At 62.8% G+C, this 21011-nt stretch carries 14 protein-coding genes and 4 pseudogenes; 10 read left to right on the plus strand and 8 right to left on the minus strand.

Annotated elements, in window-relative coordinates:
- Window positions 1–436: 436 nt before the first annotated feature.
- Both RE429_RS28560 and RE429_RS28565 read left to right on the plus strand, forming a co-directional pair.
- Window positions 437–1009, plus strand: a pseudogene (locus RE429_RS28560) (IS630 family transposase); the annotation flags it as partial.
- A 125-nt stretch (window positions 1010–1134) separates the two neighbouring features.
- Window positions 1135–3171, plus strand: a pseudogene (locus tag RE429_RS28565) (PBP1A family penicillin-binding protein); the annotation flags it as partial.
- Between the two features lie 172 nt (window positions 3172–3343).
- On the opposite strand, the gene RE429_RS28570 reads toward RE429_RS28565, so the two are convergent.
- Window positions 3344–3571 (minus strand): DUF6894 family protein, encoded by a 228-nt coding sequence (locus tag RE429_RS28570; protein ID WP_414476207.1) that lies wholly within the window; start codon window positions 3569–3571, stop codon window positions 3344–3346.
- Between the two features lie 339 nt (window positions 3572–3910).
- Here RE429_RS28570 and RE429_RS28575 point away from each other — a divergent pair, with 339 nt between their 5' ends.
- The 4 genes from RE429_RS28575 (at window position 3911) to RE429_RS28590 (ending at window position 8491) form a co-directional block, all read left to right on the plus strand.
- Window positions 3911–4141, plus strand: coding sequence for a hypothetical protein (locus tag RE429_RS28575; protein ID WP_414476208.1), 231 nt, complete (start codon window positions 3911–3913; stop codon window positions 4139–4141).
- A gap of 523 nt (window positions 4142–4664) precedes the next feature.
- Window positions 4665–5003 (plus strand): hypothetical protein, encoded by a 339-nt coding sequence (locus RE429_RS28580; protein WP_414476209.1) that lies wholly within the window; start codon window positions 4665–4667, stop codon window positions 5001–5003.
- A 407-nt stretch (window positions 5004–5410) separates the two neighbouring features.
- Entirely contained in the window at window positions 5411–8071 is a 2661-nt protein-coding gene (locus RE429_RS28585) for an AMP-binding protein (protein ID WP_414476210.1), read from the plus strand.
- Window positions 8072–8311: 240 nt separating this feature from the next.
- Window positions 8312–8491 carry a NepR family anti-sigma factor gene (locus RE429_RS28590; RefSeq protein WP_414476211.1) on the plus strand — a complete coding sequence of 60 codons (180 nt, stop codon included), beginning with the start codon at window positions 8312–8314 and terminating at the stop codon, window positions 8489–8491.
- 614 nt (window positions 8492–9105) lie between these two features.
- Here the strand turns inward: RE429_RS28590 and RE429_RS28595 are convergent.
- The 3 genes from RE429_RS28595 to RE429_RS28605 all read right to left on the minus strand — a co-directional run bounded on the left by RE429_RS28595 (window position 9106) and on the right by RE429_RS28605 (window position 10205).
- Window positions 9106–9375: a hypothetical protein gene (locus RE429_RS28595; protein ID WP_414476212.1), complete on the minus strand. Its 270-nt coding sequence runs from the start codon at window positions 9373–9375 to the stop codon at window positions 9106–9108.
- Between the two features lie 296 nt (window positions 9376–9671).
- On the minus strand, window positions 9672–9863 hold the full coding sequence (locus tag RE429_RS28600; RefSeq protein ID WP_414476213.1) for a hypothetical protein: 192 nt from the start codon (window positions 9861–9863) through the stop codon (window positions 9672–9674).
- A 132-nt stretch (window positions 9864–9995) separates the two neighbouring features.
- Entirely contained in the window at window positions 9996–10205 is a 210-nt protein-coding gene (locus tag RE429_RS28605) for a hypothetical protein (RefSeq protein ID WP_414476214.1), read from the minus strand.
- A 132-nt stretch (window positions 10206–10337) separates the two neighbouring features.
- On the opposite strand from RE429_RS28605, the gene RE429_RS28610 reads away from it, so the two are divergent.
- Entirely contained in the window at window positions 10338–10463 is a 126-nt protein-coding gene (locus RE429_RS28610) for a CsbD family protein (RefSeq protein ID WP_414476215.1), read from the plus strand.
- A gap of 423 nt (window positions 10464–10886) precedes the next feature.
- Here the strand turns inward: RE429_RS28610 and glgC are convergent, their stop codons facing one another.
- Together glgC and RE429_RS28620 are read right to left on the minus strand one after the other, a co-directional pair.
- The gene (glgC, locus tag RE429_RS28615; protein ID WP_414476216.1) at window positions 10887–12155 is read right to left on the minus strand and encodes a glucose-1-phosphate adenylyltransferase; all 1269 of its coding nucleotides are present in this window, start codon (window positions 12153–12155) and stop codon (window positions 10887–10889) included.
- 158 nt (window positions 12156–12313) lie between these two features.
- Window positions 12314–13306, minus strand: coding sequence for a sensor histidine kinase (locus RE429_RS28620; RefSeq protein ID WP_414476217.1), 993 nt, complete (start codon window positions 13304–13306; stop codon window positions 12314–12316).
- Between the two features lie 1244 nt (window positions 13307–14550).
- On the opposite strand from RE429_RS28620, the gene RE429_RS28625 reads away from it, so the two are divergent.
- Window positions 14551–16629, plus strand: a complete 2079-nt coding sequence (locus RE429_RS28625; protein ID WP_414476218.1) for a transglycosylase domain-containing protein — start codon at window positions 14551–14553, stop codon at window positions 16627–16629.
- Window positions 16630–17338: 709 nt separating this feature from the next.
- Here RE429_RS28625 and RE429_RS28630 read toward each other — a convergent pair.
- Window positions 17339–17869 (minus strand): SRPBCC family protein, encoded by a 531-nt coding sequence (locus RE429_RS28630; RefSeq protein ID WP_414476219.1) that lies wholly within the window; start codon window positions 17867–17869, stop codon window positions 17339–17341.
- Window positions 17866–18230 (minus strand): annotated as a pseudogene (locus RE429_RS28635) (ArsR/SmtB family transcription factor). Before RE429_RS28635 ends, RE429_RS28630 begins: the two are co-directional and overlap by 4 nt.
- Before the next feature lie 811 nt (window positions 18231–19041).
- On the opposite strand from RE429_RS28635, the pseudogene RE429_RS28640 reads away from it, so the two are divergent.
- Window positions 19042–19523: pseudogene (locus RE429_RS28640) on the plus strand (VOC family protein).
- The gene (locus RE429_RS28645) at window positions 19516–20181 is read left to right on the plus strand and encodes a dihydrofolate reductase family protein (RefSeq protein WP_414476220.1); all 666 of its coding nucleotides are present in this window, start codon (window positions 19516–19518) and stop codon (window positions 20179–20181) included. Before RE429_RS28640 ends, RE429_RS28645 begins: the two are co-directional and overlap by 8 nt.
- Window positions 20182–21011 lie beyond the last annotated feature (830 nt).

Consider the following 21011-nt stretch of genomic DNA (forward strand, 5'->3'; position numbering starts at 1 on the left):
GGGCCGCGCGCGCTTAACTCGCTTTGGATATCGGCTAGATCCTTGGCACAGAGGATTTGACAGGTGGGGGGTGGCGGAGGAGGGGCAGGCTCCTTCAGGGGCGACTAACACCTCAATGCTTCGCGCCATTCGGGCTGACGGGAGGATCAAGCCGGGCCCGTTCCAAGGTCAGGATCATCTGGTGTCACGGAAGGCGGCTGACACTGGAAAATGGCGCTGCATGTCGGTCTCGGCCGGAGGGCGGCCATGGACGCGCGCGTGTAGGCGTCGATGAAGGCCAAGTACTGGCCCTGCCGGTCGGTGAAGCTTTTCTCAGACATTGGCCACACGCTCGATTCAGTGGCTGATTCAGCTGGGCCTCTCATGCGGGAGGCCGAGATGGAACATATGCTACCGGATTGAGCTGAGCGAGGTCGAGCGCACCCAACTCCAGGCGATGCTCAGCGGCGGCAAGCATGCGGCCCGAACGCTCAAGCGAGCGCGCAGATCCTGCTGGCGGCCGATGCCGGGGTCCCAGACGCGACGATTGCCCAGAGTGTCGCGGTGGGCGGCTCGACCGTGTATCGGACCAAGCGCCGCTTCGTGGAAGGCAACCTGGAGCGGGCGCTCAGTGAGGAGCCCCGTCCCGGCGCCGCCCGCAAGCTCTCAGGCCCGGAGGAGGCGCTGCTGGTGGCGACCGCCTGCGCCAAGCCGCCCGCGGGCCGCGCCCGCTGGACGCTGGAACTCTTGGCCGGCGAGGATCGTGCGGCTCACTCACTCATGAGCGCCTGTCGCGCGAGACGGTGCGCCGGCGTTTGGCGGAAAATGCGCTCAAGCCCTGGCAGCGGAAGATGTGGTGTGTTCCGAAAATTGATGGCGCCTACGTCGCCCCGCATGGAGGATGTGCTTGATCTCTACGCCAAGACCGTCCGATCCGCAGCACCCGGTGGTGTGCTTCGATGAGAGCCCGATCCAGCTCATCGGCGAGACGCGCCCGCCGCTCCCGGCCACGCCCAGGCAGGAACGCCGCCGGGGCTCGGGTCAGGTGGATGTTCACCACCGAAAACGCCCGTGCCAAAATGGGGGGCCGTGCCTATCCTAAAATCGCCTCGCCCGAGCCACTCGCCAAAGGGTCATAATCACTGCGTCGAAGATCTAGTGATCCAGTCCGACAGCGGCGAGACCTTTGCCACCCGCGGCGTGTTCAAGGGCACCAAACTCACGGCGGCCGATCTGCCGCCTCACCTGACGCAGGCCATCGTCGCCATCGAGGACCGCCGCTTCTATCAGCACAGCGGCATCGATCCGCGCGGCATTCTCCGGGCGGCTTGGCGCAACGTGCAGGCAGGCGGCACGCGGGAGGGCGCCAGTACCATCACCCAGCAGCTCGCCCGTCTGATGTTCCTGTCGCCCGAGCAGACCCTGCGCCGCAAGGTTCAGGAGGCGATCCTGGCCCTCTGGCTCGAGTATCAGCTCAGCAAGGAGGACATCCTCCTGCGCTACCTCAACACAGCCTATCTCGGCGCGGGCGCCTATGGGGTTGATGCCGCAGCCCAGCGCTACTTCGGCAAGCCTACCAAGGAGCTGTCGTTGGCGGAGGCCGCCATGCTGGCCGGCCTTGTCCGGGCCCCATCGCAGCTTGCGTCCACGCGCAACCTCGGCGGCGCGAAGGAACGGGCCGACACCGTTCTCCAGACGATGGTGGAGACCGGAGCCATCTCGGCAGACCAGGCCGAAGCGGCTCGTGCGGAACCCGTGAACCTGCGGACTCCACCAGAGACTCCACCGGGAGCCAACTACTTCGTCGATACGGTCGCTTCCGATGTCCGCCGATTGCTTGGTGGCGCCACCGGCGACCTGACCCTGCGCACGACCCTCGACCTGGAGCTCCAGCGACTGGCAGAAGGCATCATCGAGCGGCGGCTGGAGGCAGAAGGCCGCAAGAAAAATGCCTCGCAAGCGGCTCTGGTGGCGCTCTCGCCGGATGGGGCCATTCGGGCCCTGGTCGGCGGACGCGACTACGAGGCGAGCCAGTTCAACCGGGTCACCCAGGCGCGGCGGCAAGCCGGATCGCTGTTCAAGCTCTTCGTCTATCTGACCGCCTTACAAAAGGGCTACACTCCTCAATCCACCGTCGTCGATCAGCCGACCCAGATTGGTGACTGGGAACCCCAGAACGCCAACGGCCGCTTCGGCGGCGCCATGCCTCTGCGGACTGCATTCGCCCAGTCGATCAACACGGTGGCGGTGCAGCTCGCAGACGAAGTCGGCATTCCGGCGGTGATCGAGACCGCCAAGCGTCTCGGCGTCACCTCGGAGCTGCCGAACGTACCGAGCCTCGCGCTAGGTTCGGCCGAGGTGACCCTGCTCGAGATGACCCGCGCCTATGCTGCGGTGGCCACCGGCAACGAGGCGATCGAGCCCTACTCCGTGAGCTCGCTTCAGGGAGCGGGGCAGCAGACCCTGTCCACGCGCCCCACTGCCCGGCCGAACGCCGGCAGCTTGGGCGAGAGCCGGGCTGCGATGCTCGACCTCCTGCAGACGGCGGTGCGCGAGGGCACGGGCAAGGCCGCCGGGCTGCCGAATGTGCCAGTCGCCGGAAAGACGGGCACCACGCAGGAATACCGGGACGCCTGGTTCATCGGCTTCACGCCGGACCTCATCGTCGGGGTTTGGGTCGGCAACGACGATAACACGCCCATGAACAAGGTCGTGGGCGGCGATCTGCCGGCTCAGATCTGGCACGACTTCATGGCCCGCGCCACACCCGTTCTTGCGACGGGACAGCGTCGCTCTCCTGCCACTCAGGTGGCCGGCGGACCTGATCGCCCTGCCCCTCTCCCATTGCCATCGCCCGCTCCTTCAACCAGCGAGAGCCTTCGTGGTGTGCCCGAGGTGCTCGACACGGGAACCCTGGCCATTGGCGGCACCCTCATCCGCCTGGAAGGCATTCAGGGCGAGCGTGGGACCATGGCCCGGCAACTTGCCCGCTTTCTGCGGCGGCGCGAGATCGCCTGCACTCCGAGCGGAACATCGGGCGTGCATCGCTGCCAGATTGGCGGGCAGAACCTGTCGGCGATCATCCTGGCGGCCGGGGGCGGGCGCGCAGCCCCGGATGCGGCGGACGAGCTTCTGGCGGCGGAGGAACAGGCCCGCTCGGCTCGCCTGGGGGTGTGGCGACGCGGGGGATAGCAGACCGGCTGGGGACAGCTTCGTCATATGCTTGGCCGAGGTGACCCTCAAAGCACGTGCTCAATGGCGCTTTGAGGGTTACCGCAACCGCGATCGGTAGGCCCGACGACAAATGCCTGTCATCCCTGCTATCAAACAAGGATTGGCAACAGGGTCCCCGCAAGAGCTATGGTCAAGACAGAGCCGGTTCAAGGTCGAGAGAGTGAAGAAGGCTGCCCTCTGGGCCGACGATCTCAAGGCGCCATCCGCTCCAATCGTCACTATTCCCGCCGTTGGCCTGCCGCAGTTCGTCAATCGCATTCCGTGCTTGGGCCGAAGCCATCTCAAGATCGATAACCTCCAGACCCGTGTCGTCTGGGATCGTTTCTCGACCGTTGACGAGGTGGAAAAAGCAGCGCATCAGCAGTCCTTCCGCATCCGAGGCATGGACCCGGATTGGTAACACGTTCCTTCAGGCCGCGCAGAGACCACTCGGCGGAGTTGGGTGCTCTCTAATGGGGCAATCCCAGCGTCTCAATAGGACGCCTGCTGACGGGGTATCATCCGACACCAGCAATCCAGCAGCGGCAACGCCTCGGCGTGTCAGGTCGCACGCCGCTGAGGCCCGATGCCCAACCGCCAGACCTGGAAACATTGCCATTTTCAGGATTTTTTCCTGTTTTGCGGGCGTGTGACAGAACTGCCCAGCTTTCTCGGAGTTGTCGCGGTGATCCAGGATCGGATCCGTTGGAGGAAGTTCATGCAAAAACTCATGTTCGTGACAGCCTTGTGTCTCCTGGCGGGAGCCTGCGCCACCCGGCAGCAGGCCACCAGCACCGCCGTTGGCGCGACGCTGGCTGGAGCGGTGGTGGGAGGGCCTGTCGGAGCGGTGGTCGGCGCCGGCGCTGGTGCAGTGGCCGGCGCTCCCGGTGGTGTCGTCGATGAGGTTCAGGGCGACAACCGGCGCCGGCGTGTCGTGCGGCGGCGCTAAACAGATTCCAACGCGGATTCCCTGGAGTCCATTTCAGCCATGAGAGCGCTCACACCCCCGCATGGTCAACACCATGCGGGGGGCCTGGCGGCCTGTCGCGCCGCAAAGCCCCGACCCATGCGGCCGGAACTCCGAGGAAGATAATCGGCTTGGCGGCTACCGTGTGTAGACGACCAGGTTTCCGTCGGCCATGACCCTGGCGGAGAACACGTCATCAAGGTCGACGGTGTCGGCCGGGAGCACGCTGCTGACGGCCATAGAACAATCCACCGACAGTCTAAAGGGCCCAGGAGATCTCCCGCCTCGGACCGTCTTTGCGCCCAAGCCGGTGCGTCCGGCCGCCCTCATCGAGCAGATTGAACGGATGATCGCCAGGGCCGAGGCACAATCACCTGGTGAAGGCCCGGGCGGCCGATAATCCTGCCGCCCTTGCATGAGCCGTTCGAGCGCCCACCGGGCGGAATGACCACAGAGAAGCCCGCGTTGAACAGCGGAACCTGACCCCGATGAAGGGAGGCCACCCATGCGCCTCAGTCCAAGAACGCTCCTGATCATGGGCGTTGCTATGGTCAGCCTCGTAGCTGGTCGGGAGCAAGGAGCACAGGCTCTGAGCCAGCCTCAGCCATCCGAGAGCCTCAAGCCCGAGAGCACGGGCCCACAGGATCCCCGCTCCACCGGCTCAGTCGGGCGCTCGAACGAGACGCTGAGCGATAAGCTGAATCGCACAGACGGCGTAATCCGCCCGCCGGCCAACATCGCGCCCGACATGACCGTTCGTCCGCCCGTTCCGAACCCCGGCACAACGCGGGTCATCCCGCCTCCGGGCACGCCCGGTGGTGATCAGACCATCGAGCCGAAGTGACGACAGCCTTCTGAACCGACAACGCCGCCCGCTCGGCCGTATTGTTGAGCTCACCAACGGGATCATTTTCGAACAGCTTGCTGCATGATCTCCGAGCGCGAACGGCCCAGCCTCTTCGGCTCAACCATGGGTTGGCGCTGAACCGCCTAGCTTTGCCGGAATAAGAGAATGGCGCCACGACAAATAAAAACGAAACCGCTTGAGGAGCCGCACCCGAAACCAAGGAAGCTTTATGCCTTATCGGATAGTAATCGTCCCAATCGGCACCTCTTCGGGATTATTATCAGCCTTATGAGATCATGATCGCCTCTTTGGAAGTATCCCCGGGAGAAAATCTTGCGCTCGGCTGTTCTTCACGTATCCGTGATCAGTCGGATACTTCGCCTGCGATCTGAAGGACAGCCTTGGTGACAAGCGAAAACTCCAACGTCCAAACAGCCTTGGCCTCCGCTGCCCTATCCCGATCAAGTGATCCAGCTGCCGCGGAGGCGCAGCTGACCCTGGACCAAGTCACGCTGGGCCAAGTGATCGGCCGGCTTGCCGCCCTGCAACCGCAGAATCCGGCCATTCTCACCCCCGATTTTGCACTCTTGAGCTATCTCGACCTGCAGAGCCGGATCGACGACATCCGCAGCCGGCTGCGTCGCGGCGGACTGTCCCACCGCGCCCGGATCGGGGTGCTGCTGCCGAACGGGCCACAGGCGGTCCTCGCCATCGTGGCCATTGCCTGTGCGGCCGTGGCCGTGCCCCTCGATCCAAGGCAGACGACCGCCGAGCTCGATCAACGCATCGGGGCTCTCCGGTTGGACGCCCTCCTGGTGCTGCAAGGCAGTCACCCCGAGCTGCGGCTGGCGGCCGAACAGCGCGACCTCGCCATCATCGAGGCTGCACCCCAAGGGGGTGACCGGCTCGGCCTGGACCTGAACGTTCCGGATTCCGGCTCCTCCGTCCCTGACGGCGAGCCCGCGCCCCACGACCCGGCTTTCATCCTGCAGACCTCCGGAACGACCGGGCGCCAGAAGCTGATCCCGTTCAGTCACGCCAACATGCTGGCAGCAGCGGCCCGGCTTCAGGCCTGGTTCGGGCTAACGCCCCAGGACCGCTGCCTCAGCGTGTCGCCGCCCTTCTACTCGCATGGCCTGAAGGTGACGGCCTTCACGCCCCTGCTCACCGGCGGAAGCATCGCGCTTCCAGCGGATCCCTCCTCGGTCGATCTGACGGAGTGGTTCGAGACGCTTCGTCCGACCTGGTACTCGGCAGGGCCGACGCTCCACCGCGCCGTGCTGGACAAGGCCGGAACGATCCCGGATATCGCCGCCAGGCACGCCCTGCGGTTCATCACCTCGGGCGGTTCGCCGCTCCCCCAGGCCATGCGCGAGGAGCTGCAGGCGAGCCTGAATGTGCCGGTCCTGGAGCATTACGGCTCCAGCGAGGCCGCGCAGATCGCCGCCGATCTGCCGCCGCCGGGTCCGAGCAAGCCGGGAACCTGTGGTGTGCCCTGGCCTGGAACCCTGGCGATCGTCGACGAAGCGGGGCTTCCGCTGCCGCACGGCCAGCAGGGTGAGGTCTGGGTCCGCGGTCCCACCCTGATGGCCGGTTATCTGGATGATCCTGAACTCAACCGAACCGCTTTCGTCGACGGCTGGCTGCGAACGGGCGATCTCGGCAGCATCGACGAGGACGGCTTCCTCTCCCTCCATGGGCGTCTGACGGAATTGATCAATCGCGGAGGCGAGAAGGTCTCACCCGTCGAGATCGATCAGGCGCTCCTGCGCCATCCGGCGGTGGCGGAAGCCGCCGCCTTCGCGGCTCCTCATCCCCGTTACGGCGAGGATGTCGCTGCGGCCGTCGTCCTCCGTCCCGGCGCATCCGCCGAACCGTCGGACCTTCGCCTGTTCCTCGAAGACAAGCTGACGTCCTACAAGATTCCGCGCACCATCCTGGTCCTGGAACAGCTGCCGAAGGGGATCACCGGCAAGGTTCAACGCCGGCACCTGGCGGGCCTCCTTACGGCTGGCTCGGCCGAATCCAAAGGGTCCGGTGCCCCGTCCGGCTGCGCGCGCATCCGGCGGCTCGAACGCGAGCTGCTGGGAATATGGCGCAGGGTGCTCAAGCTGGAGGACCTGACGGTCGACGACGACTTCTTCGAGCGCGGGGGCGACTCGCTGCTGGCCGTCGAGATGTTGCTGGAGGTCGAGAAAAGGCTAGGCCTCCTGCTTCCAGCCTCGGCCCTGTTTCAGGGCGAAACCATCCGCCTCCTCGCGCCGAAGATGGCTCGGCAGATCGGCGCCCCCGAAGGTCCTTGCGCCGTGTTCAATGCCGAGGGCGACCAGCCTCCTCTGTTCTTCTTCCTCCATGGCGATCTGGATACGGGCAGCCTCCTGGTCCGCCGACTGGTGCATCTGCTGCCGCCGGAACAACCCATCGTCCTGATCGAGCCCCATGGCTCGCGCGGCGGGCCGGCCCCCCGGTCGATCGAGGCCATGGCGCAGGAGCGCCTGCAGCTGATCCTGGAGCGGCAGCCCACCGGGCCGTACCGGATCATCGGTTCATGCAAGGGTGCATTGGTGGCGTTTGAAGTGGCTCATCTGTTGACGCGGGCGGGCCACAGAGTCGAATTCGTGGGATTGGTCGATGTCCCTACCACCAGTGCGCATGCGCCCATGCGTCTCGCCCTCTCACTGGTCGACCATGTCGCGCCGCCTGCCGGCCTGGCGTGGGTCTACGAGCAGATGAACCGGTACGAGAAGCTGCCGAAGATGCCCTGGGGCCAGCGACTGGCCAAATCAACGGCCCTGATGGCCAAAGGGCGTGGCGCCTCCGACGCTCCCTTGTCGGCCCTCAACGAAATCTACACCCCCCTCATGGCCCGCTACAGGCCCCGGCCTTTGGCCGTGCCGGTGGTGTATTACGCAGCCGAATTCGACGGGCGCAGATGGCGGCGGCTCAGCCCTGACCTTACGGTCGTTGAGTTGCCCGGCGAGCACAATTTCTGCATCTCGGTGGGGGCGGACATCCTGGCCGGAGATCTCCGGCAGCGCTTCGGCGCTCATCCCCCGAAGGGCTGAGAGCGTAAGGAGTTGTGGGGTAGCAATGTCTCCCGCGATATTGCACGGCCACTGATCGGGCTTGCCGCACTGTCTGAAAGACCCCTCGCACTGGACGCCCTACCGAGCCTCAGGCTCTCCTTGAAGGTAGGCCAAGCTAAATCCCAGAGAAGGCTCGCTAATCCTCTCCTCCAAGCCGAACTTTAACCGGATGTTAACCATGCAGTTACATCCTCGGCCGTGCGGAAACCTGGAGCAACGATGGCTGGTCCCCAACAGACTTTCGGACAAGGATATCTTGGCAAAGCCGCCCAGGTTCGGATCGGCCGCAGGCTGCGCTTGGTCTACCGGCCCCTCATCGGCGAGCCGATCCCGGATGAGTGCATCGATCTGCTCCTGGCCCTCAGGCGGAAGGAGCGGGAGCAGGGTCGCTCGGCATAGTTGCCTCGCTTTGAGCAGCACAGGAATCGCACGGCGAAGAAGCCTAAAAAGAGAAGTGTGCACTCAATCCACGATGTGGGCCGTGAGGGAGATCGTCGAGGCTCGAACTGGCCCAAGCATTAGATTGAGCTCATGAGCCTGAAGACCCCAGAAGTCATCAGCCGCGAGGCTTAGGGGAACGGTCGCCGGTGAGGCCGCGTTGGAGAGCAGAACTTAACCTAGGTTAAGGGAGGCCCCAGATGCGCCTCAGACCGAGAGAGCTTCTGCTGACTGCGATCATTATGGCTGGCGAGGTCGCCGGTATGGTGCCCCTGGCACAGGCCCAAGGCCAGCCTCAGACTTCCGAGACTCTTAAATCCGAAAGCACCGGCCCGCAGGATCCGCGCTCCACCGGTTCGGTGGGCCGCTCCAACGCGCCGCTCAGCGACAAGCTGGGTCGCACCGATGGCGTGATCCGGCCGCCCGCCAACATTGCCCCCGACATGACCGTCCGCCCACCGGTTCCAAATCCTGGCACAACGCGGGTGATCCCACCCCCAGGATCGCCAGGCGGCGACCCAAGCGTCGAGCCGAAGTGACGGCAGCCTCGATAGTCATTTGGTGCCAGCATGCCGTTAGCTTCTGACGCTGCCCCGTTCGATCAGATCATTGAGCTCACCCACGAGATCATTGATGAGTGCCCCTCGTGTGCGGGCACGGCTTCCGAGATCGCGATGTGGGCTAACGAAATCCGGGAACGCCGGCCCAGCCGTGAGGAGCTGACGGCTCTGGTCGATGCCACCTGTCCCGGCCTGCCTGCGGATCAGCGAACGCAGCTGATCGATGGCTTGCGGGCCTTTGTTCGCTTTGCCGAGAGCTGAACTGCCGTCGCGGAACTGGTTCACGCCCAGGACGTTGTGGCGCCATGGCTGAGCTGTCGCAAAGCCCAGTCATGTCCCGCATAAAACATCTCATGAGATGCGGCCGCCTTCTATGGAGTTGTTTCGGATTCTGAGTCGAAGAGTGGCGGCATCCGTTTTATCGACGGCAGGAGGCGTTCCATGGTCGACCTGAGCTCATGGCAGGACATCATCCTCCTCGGTGGCGCTATCCTCGTCACGGTGGTGATCTGCGGCCTTGAGGGATGGATGCGGTAACTGAAGGAGCTTGGATTCAATCTGAAGCCCCGCGGAAACACGCCCTACGGAAGCTGTGCGACGTAGAGACGGTCGAACTCGGCCGGGACATGCTGCAGTCCATCGGCATCTGTGATGAGGATGTCGGTAATCCCATCGGTGTCCAGCTGGCGTGCCTTCTCGAGTGCTGCGGCGGCGCTGTCACAGGTGATCGCCACCACTCCATTCTGGCCGTTTCCGGTTACGACAAAAAACATGCTGCCTCCACTCTGTTGTCTTGTGATGTGGGCATGTGGATGGCCGGCGCCCGTCCAACCTCATGGGACCAGCCATCGTAGCAATCAAATCGTTTGACGGAGACGCAACCCGCCTCGTTCCTGCACGCCCGATCAGAGTGCCGAGTGGAAGAGATAGAAGCCATTGGCTCTCGCGGAGATCTCTGCCGCCGCTGCATCGAAACCTGATAGGGCTTGGATGTCGAGCGAGCAGCCGAATTCCCATGCCTCTGGGGTGACGAATGCCGGGACAGGGATGTCTTCCGGCACCGCACAGAACAAATCAGCTTCGCCCTTGCGCCGGAACAGGTTGTAAGCGTGCATTGAACCCTCTTTTCGCTCTTACACTTGGGCCAGCCTTGCTAGTAGCGCAGTGCGGCAGGAGTGTGGATCTCAGAAGAAGCCAGGGTTTGCTGGGTGTTCGGATCCAATGGGCCAGACCTCAGGAGCGATGCCATGGACCGAGATCGGATGAGGGGCGGCGCCAAGACGTTGGGCGGACGCGTGAAGGAGTTCTTCGGGCGCTTGTTCCGCGCCACCCGACTGCAGACGGAGCGCAAGATCGATCAGGGTCCAGGGTAAGATCCAGAGCACCATCGGGGGCTCAAGGACGGCTTGCGTGAGAATGGCAGATATGGCCCATGATGGCCCGGGCGCGGGCCGCCCGTCTTGCGGCACCGCCCGGGACCACTGGAGACCGGTTGCGATCGGGACGATTGGGCCGGACGATGCAAAGTTATGGAGCCTTCCCCAGGACAGCATCATCGAAACGCGAGCGACGACCCATTATCGTTCCTGCGCAGTGGCGTAGTCGTTGCGATGGGCGATCCGGAGAGCCGGAACCTCACAACAGATGGTCACGAGCCGGGTCCTCCCGTACGGACAGTATAGTACAGTACAGTGGGCGCCAGAGCCTTCCTGCCCAGAACCTGGGGCAGGCAGTCAAGAGCGGAAGCCGCTCGGCAGGGGTTCGATCTCCCTCCGCGGACGCCGGGGCCCAGGGCCCTACTTGCCGAGTCGATCAACCATGGGCTGGGTGATCAGACAGACGCCGGAATCAGTGCGCCGGAAGCGGTGTCCGTCCAGATCCGGATCCTCGCCTACCACGAGCCCCTCCGGGATCCGAACACCCCGATCGACAATGACCTTCCTCAGCCGGGCTGAGCGGGCAATCTCCACTGTCGGCAGCACCACTGCCTCCTCCAGCTGTGCTCCGGGGTGAATCCGCGTGCCGGTAAACAGGAGCGAGCCTCGCACCACCGCTCCCGAGATGATGCAGCCGCCGGACAGAACCGAGTTGATGACCTCCCCTCGCCGTCCGTCCGCATTCTCGATCACCTTTGCGGGCGGGGTGATCTCGGCATGAGTCCAGATCGGCCAAGCGGTGTCGTACAGGTCCAGGGCCGGCCTGGCATGGGTCAGGTCGATGTTGGCCGCCCAATAGGCATCCAGAGTGCCGACATCGCGCCAGTAGGCTTCTGCTTCCCCGGAGGAGCGCACACAGGAATGCGGGAACCGGTGCGCCACGGCCTTGCCGTGCTTGACGAGATACGGGATGAGGTCCTTGCCGAAATCCCGGCTTGAGCCGGGCGTAGCGGCATCGCGCTTCAGCTGATCAAAGAGAAAGCGTGTGTTGAAGACGTAAATCCCCATGCTGGCAAGTGCCATATCAGGCTTGTCGGGCATGCCCGGCGGATCAGCGGGCTTCTCCAGGAAGGAGACGATGCGGTCGGTCTCATCGACCGCCATGACGCCGAAACCGGTCGCCTCCATGCGTGGCACTTCGAGGCACCCGACGGTGACGTCCGCGCCCGAATCCACGTGCTGGCGAAGCATGATCTCGTAATCCATCTTGTAGATGTGATCACCCGCCAAAATGATGATGTACTCAGGTGCATAGCTCTCAATGACGTCGATGTTCTGGTAGACCGCATCGGCTGTGCCCTCGTACCACATGGTTTCGGACACCCGCTGGCTCGCCGGCAGGATGTCGAAGCTCTCGTTGCGCTCCGAACGAAAGAAGTTCCACCCCCGCTGCAGGTGGCGGATCAGGCTGTGCGCCTTGTACTGCGTGGCTACGGCAATATGCCGAATGCCGGAGTTCAGCGCATTCGAGAGCGCAAAGTCGGTGATGCGAGATTTGGCCCCAAAGTACACGGCCGGCTTGACCCGCTTGTCGGTGAGTTCCAGGAGGCGGCTGCCGCGCCCGCCAGCCAGAACATAGGCCATGGCGTGGCGGGCCAACGGGGCAGAGGCGGCAGCAGTCTTGAGCATGGGCGTGTCCTCTCATTCATCCGGCGGAGCTCTTCCGGCCCGCTTAGCTTCTACGCCCTGAGATGAAAGGAGGTTCCTTGTCTACGAGGGATGGTGGCATAGTAATCGGCTGCCCTGCATCGTCGCTTGTCATCCCAACAACCCGGACCTAGCCTCCCTCATCCCTGAGACGCAGACACCGGGAAACAGACCTGAGCGCGTGTTCCAGGCGAGAGCGGTTCGATCTCGTGCCGCCCGTTAAGCTGCATCACGAATGAACGGATCAGGCGCTGCCCCAGGCCCGTCGATGTCGCGGAAGGCGTGCTCCCCTGAGTAGCGGGCAGACCCACGCCATTATCGCTGACGGCAAGGCAGTATTCATCGCCGGTACGCGTAAACGCTACCCTGACATGTCCGCCACGATCATCGGGAAAGGCATATTTGAGCGCGTTGACCAGAAGCTCATTGATGATGAGCCCAACTGAAACCGCCTGATTGAGTGGAATGGAATGGCTCTCGGCTTCGACATCAAGGCGAATGGGGCGAAGGCCGACCAAGGCTGCCTCCAGGTCGCAACAGAGTTCCTCGATGAACGAGCGGCTGTCCGCCAACACGGCTCCCTCGAACCGCACCAGACGCCGCTGCACTTTAGCCATGACGCTCACGCGCTCTGCGGCAGTCATGAAATCCTCGCGAGTAGGCTCCTTGGTGCTGCGGGCCTGGAGGTGGAGCAGCGAAATCACTGTATGCAGATTGTTCATGATCCGGTGATTGGACTCGATCAAAAGCTCGGCCTTGTCAGCCTCCGAGGCCTTCGCAGCTTCATGCGCCCGCTTCAGTTCTGCATGGGCTTCTTTGAGTTGCCGGTAGGCCACATGCTGGGCCTCAATGATGAGCGTGATCGCGATCCCGATCACCATGAACAGGCACCAGCCGAGAAACTGGCCCGGGTCTCTGATCGCGAAGCTGCCGATCGGCTCGAGAAGGAAATAGGCTGAGAGCGCGGCGCTCAGCACCGTTGCAACGAGGCCGCTGCCCCGGTTGAAGAGAACAGCCGACAGGATAAGAGCAGGAAAGAACAGAAGAAAAGGAAACTCTCTCAGCACATCGGAGAAGATTTGCCTGAGGATGAACGCCACTGCCACAAGGATAGCTGTTGCACCGTAGCGCACGGGCCATGGCAGATGTCGGAGAGACCGCGTTTTATCGAACAATACCCTCATCATAAGGAGGGTAAGCGAACCGATATAGCTATGGTTCCCCGAGCTATTACTTCGGATAACCATTTGGGATGAGGCGAGAACGTGATGCACCTCAGGAAGGGAACAGAGCGAGAGCTTTGCCCAATAACACGTTTGGTGCGATCGGATCGGCAACGAGGACCCGGAGGATATTCGCGTCAATCTGGTAGCCACTTGAAATTGTTGCGCGAGCTTGCTGTCGAATCCATCTGGGCAACACCTCTCTTCACGGACGAAACTTTGGAGAACAGTACCCTTCGCTTTTGCGCCAAACGGGATGTTCTGGAATGCAGTTTCAAATGGGAGCTGATCCTGTAAGTCAGTTCGCTTGAGCCGCAGTAGCCTTGGCTGAGGCTCCGAACCTGATCGTCAGCCAAGGACATTCACGCCCTGAGCCAGGGGGCGAGCAAGGACCCTTCCGCTAGGGCGTTTCCTTGCCTGAGCAACTCCCGATAGGAAGTGCGCAAGCAGGGATAAAGACTCATCTCTTTTGTCCAGTTGCGGGGCGGCCCGGGCAGACTAGCTTAGCTGGTGTGGCATAAAGCCCCCTTCAGCCACGGACGCCCCGGCTGAAGACCGTCACGCTTTTCACCGGGGCGTTTTTGTGCGCTGGAGGTTCTTCCCCTTCGAGCAGGGAGCTAGTCATGGCGACGCGGGAGAGGCCCTGCGACGCCGTCCGAGATCTGACACAGGACTGATTTCAGACGGGCTCTATCGGAAACCGTGGACCTTCGCCCTGCGATGGAGAGGCCCCAGACATGGCGTTCCGCTGGAGGTACAGCCTGTCAGCGCCCGCGTTGGCATGGCAAGGCTTTCAAGGGACTGGAAGCTCCTGATGCGCAGAGACGATGCTACGGTCCGCCTCACAAGTGAAGGGGCATGCAGGATCCTTCGACCCGGATTACCTATGACCCCGGACGGCGCCGTCAGCTTAGCGCATTTACCTGCCCTGCCTGGTGCTTCGGTCCGGAGCGGGCCACGCTTTTTCGGTGACCCGTCGCGGAAGAGCTGAGAACGGTGGAAAACCGCTTTTACTCCGTTAAGTTGACGGAGCCCTCACGCGTGGGATGTCAAGGAGCGATATGGATGTCCGCCCCGGGTCTTCTTGGTTGTGCCAAGACCCTATGGCAGAAACATCGGATTGCACCGGCTACATGAACGGGGGTTGATCACACGTGGCGAACGGATGTGACCGGCGCGAGTCGGTTGTCGACGCACCGGCTAGGGAAGTGCAGGAGCTGGATTCTGGTCCTACGTCTGAGAACCGGGACGGCGAGGCCGTGGCGCGCAGGCAAGCCCCTCAAACCGGCGATGACGAGCCTCGCTCTCCCAAGCAGGCCCAGCGCGCCGGCGGCGGCTCGTTCTTCAGCAAGGTGGTTTATACCGGGCTCGTGCTCTGCCTGTGTGGCGTCGTCGGCTTGGGCAGCGTCGTCGCCTACTACGCCTCGCAGCTACCTCCGATGGATCAGCTCACCGTGCCGAAACGGCCCCCGAACATCGCAATCCTGGCGAGCGACGGCTCGTTCCTTGCCAACCGCGGCGAAACGGGCGGCCGCGAGGTCTCCCTGGAGGAGCTCCCGCCCTACCTGCCCAAGGCCTTCGTCGCCATCGAGGACCGGCGCTTCTATGACCATTGGGGCATCGACCTGATGGGCCTCGTCCGCGCAGCCTACCGCAATCTGTCCCACGATGGAGGCCTCCAGGGCGGCTCGACCCTGACGCAGCAACTCGCAAAGAACCTGTTCTTGACCCAGGAGCGCACCGCCTCGCGCAAGATCCAGGAGGCCATCCTGGCGCTGTGGCTGGAACACAAGTACACCAAGGACCAGATCCTCGAGCTCTATCTCAATCGGGTCTATTTCGGCGCCGGCGCTTACGGCGTCGAAGCGGCCGCCCAACGCTACTACGGCAAGTCGGCCCGCGACGTGTCGCTGTCGGAAGCTGCCATGCTGGCGGGCCTCGTCCAGTCCCCATCGCGCCTGGCCCCCAACCGCAACCCCGAGGCCGCGCAGGCCCGCGCCGAACTTGTGATCGCGGCTATGAACGAACTCGGCTTCGTCACGCCGGACATGACGAAGGCGGCGCTCGGCGCACCGGCCGCGCCCGTGCGTCCCAAAGGAGCCGGCTCTGCCAATTATGCCGCTGACTACGTGATGGACGTGCTCGACGACGTCGTCGGCACCATCGACTCCGACATCGTGGTCTCGACCACCCTCGAGCCGACCCTGCAGGCGGCGGCCGAGCGGGTGCTGGTGGACGAGCTCAACGCCAAGGGCCAGAAGTTCAATGTAAGCGAGGGCGCCTTCGTGGCCATGCGGCCTGACGGGGCTGTGACAGCTCTCGTGGGTGGCCGCGACTACGAGACGAGCCAGTTCAACCGGGCGACCTCTGCCCGCCGCCAGCCGGGCTCGTCCTTCAAGCCCTTCGTGTATCTGACGGCCCTTGAGCGGGGGCTCACCCCCGACACCGTGCGCACGGATGCGCCGGTCAACATCAACGGCTGGAAGCCCGAGAATTATGACCGGGGCTATCGGGGGCCGATCACCTTACGCAATGCTCTCGCGCTCTCCCTCAACACCGTGGCGGTGAAGCTCAACATGGAGGTCGGGCCCAAGGCCGTCGTGCAGACGGCACAGCGCCTCGGCGTCACCTCGCCACTCCAAGCCGATCCCTCGATCGCGCTCGGCACCTCCGAAGTCACGCCGCTTGAGCTCGTGGGCGCCTATGCAGCCTTCGCCAACGGGGGCTTCGAGGTTGTGCCTTATGTAATCACCGAAGTGAAGACTACGGATGGCGAGCACCTCTTCAGCCGCCCGGCATCCGGCGGTCTGGACCGCATCATCGATCCACGCATCGATGCCATGATGAACGCGATGATGCACAACGTCTTCGTCATCGGCACCGCCAAGAAGGCGCAAATTCCCGGCTGGCCCATGGCGGGCAAGACCGGCACCACCAACGACTACAGGGACGCTTGGTTCGTGGGCTTCACTGGCAATCTGGTTGCCGGCGTCTGGCTCGGCAACGACGACAGCACGCCCACCAGGGGCGTGTCTGGCGGCAACCTGCCGACCGACATCTGGCACAACTTCATGAAGATCGCCCTGAAGGATCAGAAGCCGGTGGGCCTGCCGGGTGTGGGTGGCGCCGGACAGGATCCGCGCTATGCCAATGCCGGCGAAAGCGCCAAGAGCCAACCCCAGCGGCGCCCCAAGCGCCAGAAGAACTTCTTCGAGAGGCTGTTCGGGCTCTGAGGTCCTGCCATTCTGGCGAGGCTCGCAATACCTATCCCGGCATGACAGGAACGAACTAACGCAGGGGCACGATGCTCAAGAGGAGCAGCGGCCCCGGCCCTGAAGTGAGGCGCATGCACGAGTGCTAATGTGCGCTCGTCGTTACCAAGTCCTCATTGATTAGTTTGATGAATGCTAAATGAGGACCTGGATCTGGGCACGACGATTGCGCCTTGCCGGAAAGGCGATCTTGCCTGTGATTGATCGTGTTGCTCAAGACTCATCACGTCATGAACGTGTAGATCGTGGCATTTGCGAAACATCGTCAATGACCGATAATCCCTACATCCTTGTCGGACATTGGCCGGAGATAGACCTTCAAACTTCCAAGGAGCGCTGCCTGTACTGAGCAGCTTAAGTAGCTGCACATTCAAAAGGCCAGAGGAAGGTCCGCTTGTCGGCGCATTCCAGAATCTCGTTCTACTTCCGGGATGTGCTAAATCAGACCTTTAGACTGAAACGTCATAGTGCTGGGATGGCCCCTCCGCCGACGGCACTCAGGACCAGCAGCCACGGCGGGGTCCGCCACAACACCAGCGGAAGGAAGGCGCCTGCACCCAGGGCGAAATCAGACGTGCCGAGGATCACCGCCGTCACACTGGGTAATACAGCGCAGCCAGGAGTAGGCCGACCACCGCGGCATTCAGCAGCAAAAGCCACCAAAACCCTTCTATTCTTTTGGAACCGCGAGATTTTTTGCCAATGTCTCTTTGAGAGGCCCCTCCGGCATCTCCTGACATGAAATGTCGGACTCCTCTCCAGGGCCAAGGATGCTGGCAAGGGCATCGAGCAGGGTCATCCATCCACCACGGGTGCGCTCTCCCCACTCGCCGTAGATCTCGGGCGACATCTCGTTGGTGAGCGTCAGCTCGCAGCCTTTGTCGAGGCGGCGGATCTCGATCGTCACACGATCATACTCATCGCTGTATTTCGGCACGGCGAAGGTGAAGACTAGGCGAGACGGGCGGTTGATCTCGAGATACTCGCCGACGTGCTCGATCTCCTCGCCATCGCGCCGGTCGGTGAAGATGAAACGGCCGCCAACCCGCGGGTCGACCTCGGCGCGAACCATCTCGCCCCCCAGTGTCGAAAACAGCCAGCGGCGCGCAATCTCGGGATCCAGCCAAGCGTCGAACACGCGTTCCGGTGAGGCATCGAAGCGACGCACCACGACGACAGCGGGCTTATCTCTGACAGTCATTTCGGCTTCCTTTTGTGAGACTTCTCGCTCTTGGCATCCGCCGCTAACAGTTTTTCCAACATGTCGAGTTGTGCGGTCCAGAAGCGTTCATAGTAGCGAAGCCATGCATCGGCCTCAGCAAGCTGTGTGGGATCGAGCCGGCAGAGAGATGCGTCCGGCCCCGGACCTCACGGAGCACAATGCCTGCCGTCTCCAGGACCTTCACGTGTTTGGATGCGCCAGCGAAGCTCATGGAGAAAGGGGCCGCGAGTTCCCCGATGCTGCACGGACCAGTCGAAAGCTGGCGCAGCATCGCTCGGCGTGTTGCATCTGAGAGCGCGTGAAAGACAGCGTCAAGGCGGGCGGGCTCTTGTTCAACCATATGGTTTAACTAACGCCTGCCAAGGGTATAGTCAACCAGACAGTTGAATTTGGAGCATCGAGCCAGTGCCTGGTGGTTTCTGCTACCGAATGCCGGACCACCGCCGCATGGACATCCCTCAGGGCCGCCTGCGCCATCGGCCATGGCGCCGAGATCCGCGCCGATGTTGACGACGTTGGCGATCAGCAGGAGCACGATGCCCTGAAGCCACCGGAGCCAAGGACCCGTCCACCTTGTCCGACATGCCGCACCTACGCTCGCGCTGCCGGGAACAACTGCCCGACAAGCTTGATCGTTGCATTTTGCATTCCGCTCTTGACTGGAACTCGGCACCGAACGTTGACCTCTATCAGAACAGGTGCAAGCGGCTGAACATGCGAAACAAACCGCTGTGACAGAGGGGTCACAGACGGCGCTGCTCGTGACCCTCCCGCTCTGAGAAAGGCCTCAAGCCGTCGAGAGGCTTACGTTTGGCATGCGCTAGGGTCTGGGTTCAAAGCCGAATGACAAGCGATCCCCGATCAGCTCCAGCGCATGAGCCTCCCACAGGCATCGTCGTAGCTCCGCTTGGGCACGCTTCTTCGCATATTGGTTATTATTTATAACTAGACAGTTGCAAAATATAACTCATTGCATCATGCTTCCAAGGCAATCGAGTCGAATGGCTGGGCCGCGCCGGCGATGGCACGATCCTTCATTGCCCCAGCAAAATCCCGGGCGGCGAATATTTGCCGCCCTGTACACCCCCAGGGCGCCGTCTTCGGATTGGTCGACCCGCTTAAGGAGAAATATCGTGGCTAGCGACAAGCTCATGACCTGCCTGTGGTTCGATCATGGGGAAGCCCGCAAGGCCGCGGAGTTCTACGCCGCAACCTTTCCCGACAGCAGTGTTGGCGCTCCCATGCACGCCCCGTCAGACTTTCGGGTGGGACAGAGGGCTCCGAGCTCACGGTCGAGTTCACTGTGCTCGGCCGTCCGTTCGTCGGCCTGAACGGCGGACCCAATTTCGAGGCTAATCAGGCGGTCAGCTTCATGGTGCTGACCGACGACCAGGAAGAGACCGACCGTTATTGGAACGCCATCGTCAGCAATGGCGGGCAGGAAAGTGCCTGCGGCTGGTGCAAGGATCGCTGGGGCTTTTCGTGGCAGATCACACCCCGTGCACTGCTGCGAGCCAACAGCAATCCTGACAAGGCCGCGGCCAGGCGAGCGTTCGAAGCGATGATGACGATGCGCAAGATCGACATCGCCCGGATCGAGGCTGCGGAGCGCGGAGAAACCGTCGATGCGTAAAATCATCGGCTCTCTTTTTCAATCACTCGATGGCGTGATCCAGGCACCCGGCGGGCCAGAGGAGGACCAGACCAGCTTTTCGCATGGCGGCTGGGTGTTCCCCTATTTCGACGACACGCTGGACGAGCCGATGGGGCGGCTGCTGGGCGGCAGCTATGAGCTGCTGCTTGGCCGGCGAACGTACGAGATCTTCGCCGCGTATTGGCCGCACAACGGTGACCAGCCGATCGGCGAGACCTTCAATGCCGTTCGAAAACACGTTGTGACATCGTCGGACCGGCCGCTGACGTGGAACAACAGCCAGCGCCTCGTCGGCGATCCCGCCGAGGCCGTCGCGCGCCTCAAGGCCAGCGATGGACCGGACCTGCTGATCCAGGGCAGCAGCATGCTCTACCAGGCGCTGCTTCCCGCGGGCCTTGTCGATCAGCTGGTATTGATCACCTTCCCGGTCATGCTTGGACGCGGCAAACGCTGGTACTCGGGCGATCCGGCGACAGCCCGGTCCTGGACGTTGGTCGAGCAGGCGCACTCGCCCAAGGGCGTCCACTTCGCATCGTTTGTGCGTGATGGAGAGGTTCGCACCAGCAGTTTTGCCACAAAACCTCCAAGCGATGACGAACTTGCGCTCCGTCAGCGTCAAGCGGAGGGTCGCTGGTGAGCCTGCAGCTCTTCGGCCGTCTATTCACGAGTAGGTGCTGATCGTGCTACCGGCGGACCAAATCCGTCCAAGCTCCTTATGCTTGGCCGCGGTCATTCGGAGAACGGCGGCGAGCTGCGCCGCCGTTGGCCGCTCGGACAAGTTCCCCTGCTGGCGGGGCGGTGATCGATCCGGGTCGAGCGCGGGACGGGTCGCAGTTTTCAAGTGCAGCCTTCATTCTCCTAGCTCCAAAAGTGGTCGGTCCAGATTCGGCAAACTTCGGGGTTTGTGATTGAGCTGTTGAAGCGTCCGAGTTGGGTCGAGGGGTGTGTCAAAACTCAGACCGTCCTGATCTCGACGAACTATTTGTACAAGTTCACGCTAGTGTACCGGAGATTTCCCGGTCTATCGGGACTTACAGGAAATTAAATTGCTCTACGGAGCGGCCTGGTCGCGTTTTGACATAGGCTCGGTCAAACTGAGCCGGTCGACATGGCCTTATGAAGGTCAGCTTGCCCTAGGCCTGCGGAAATCCGGCTTTCGTCAGCCTCGCGCCATGTGTGAGCGGCTCCCCGTTGGCAAGGGATTTGTTGAACGCTTCTGCAAGGTTGGTCGATGCGGCCATGTGTTCGACCTGTTGCTGCGGTGCTCATGACCGCTGGCCATAATGCCCTTCGCGAAGGGGGCCCGACCAATTCCTCGCATTCCACGATGCTCTGGCACGAATGGGGTGTCCCGCTTCCCGGCTGGACCGGATCCTGCATTAGTGTCTTTCGCCGTTCCCAACCTTGGTCTCGTCGAAGGATCCGACGAGGTATTACGCGGCCTGTCCGATCACTGGCTCACGGTAG

It is taken from the genome of Microvirga sp. M2 (genome assembly GCF_047497095.1).
Classification (GTDB): Bacteria; Pseudomonadota; Alphaproteobacteria; order Rhizobiales; family Beijerinckiaceae; genus Microvirga.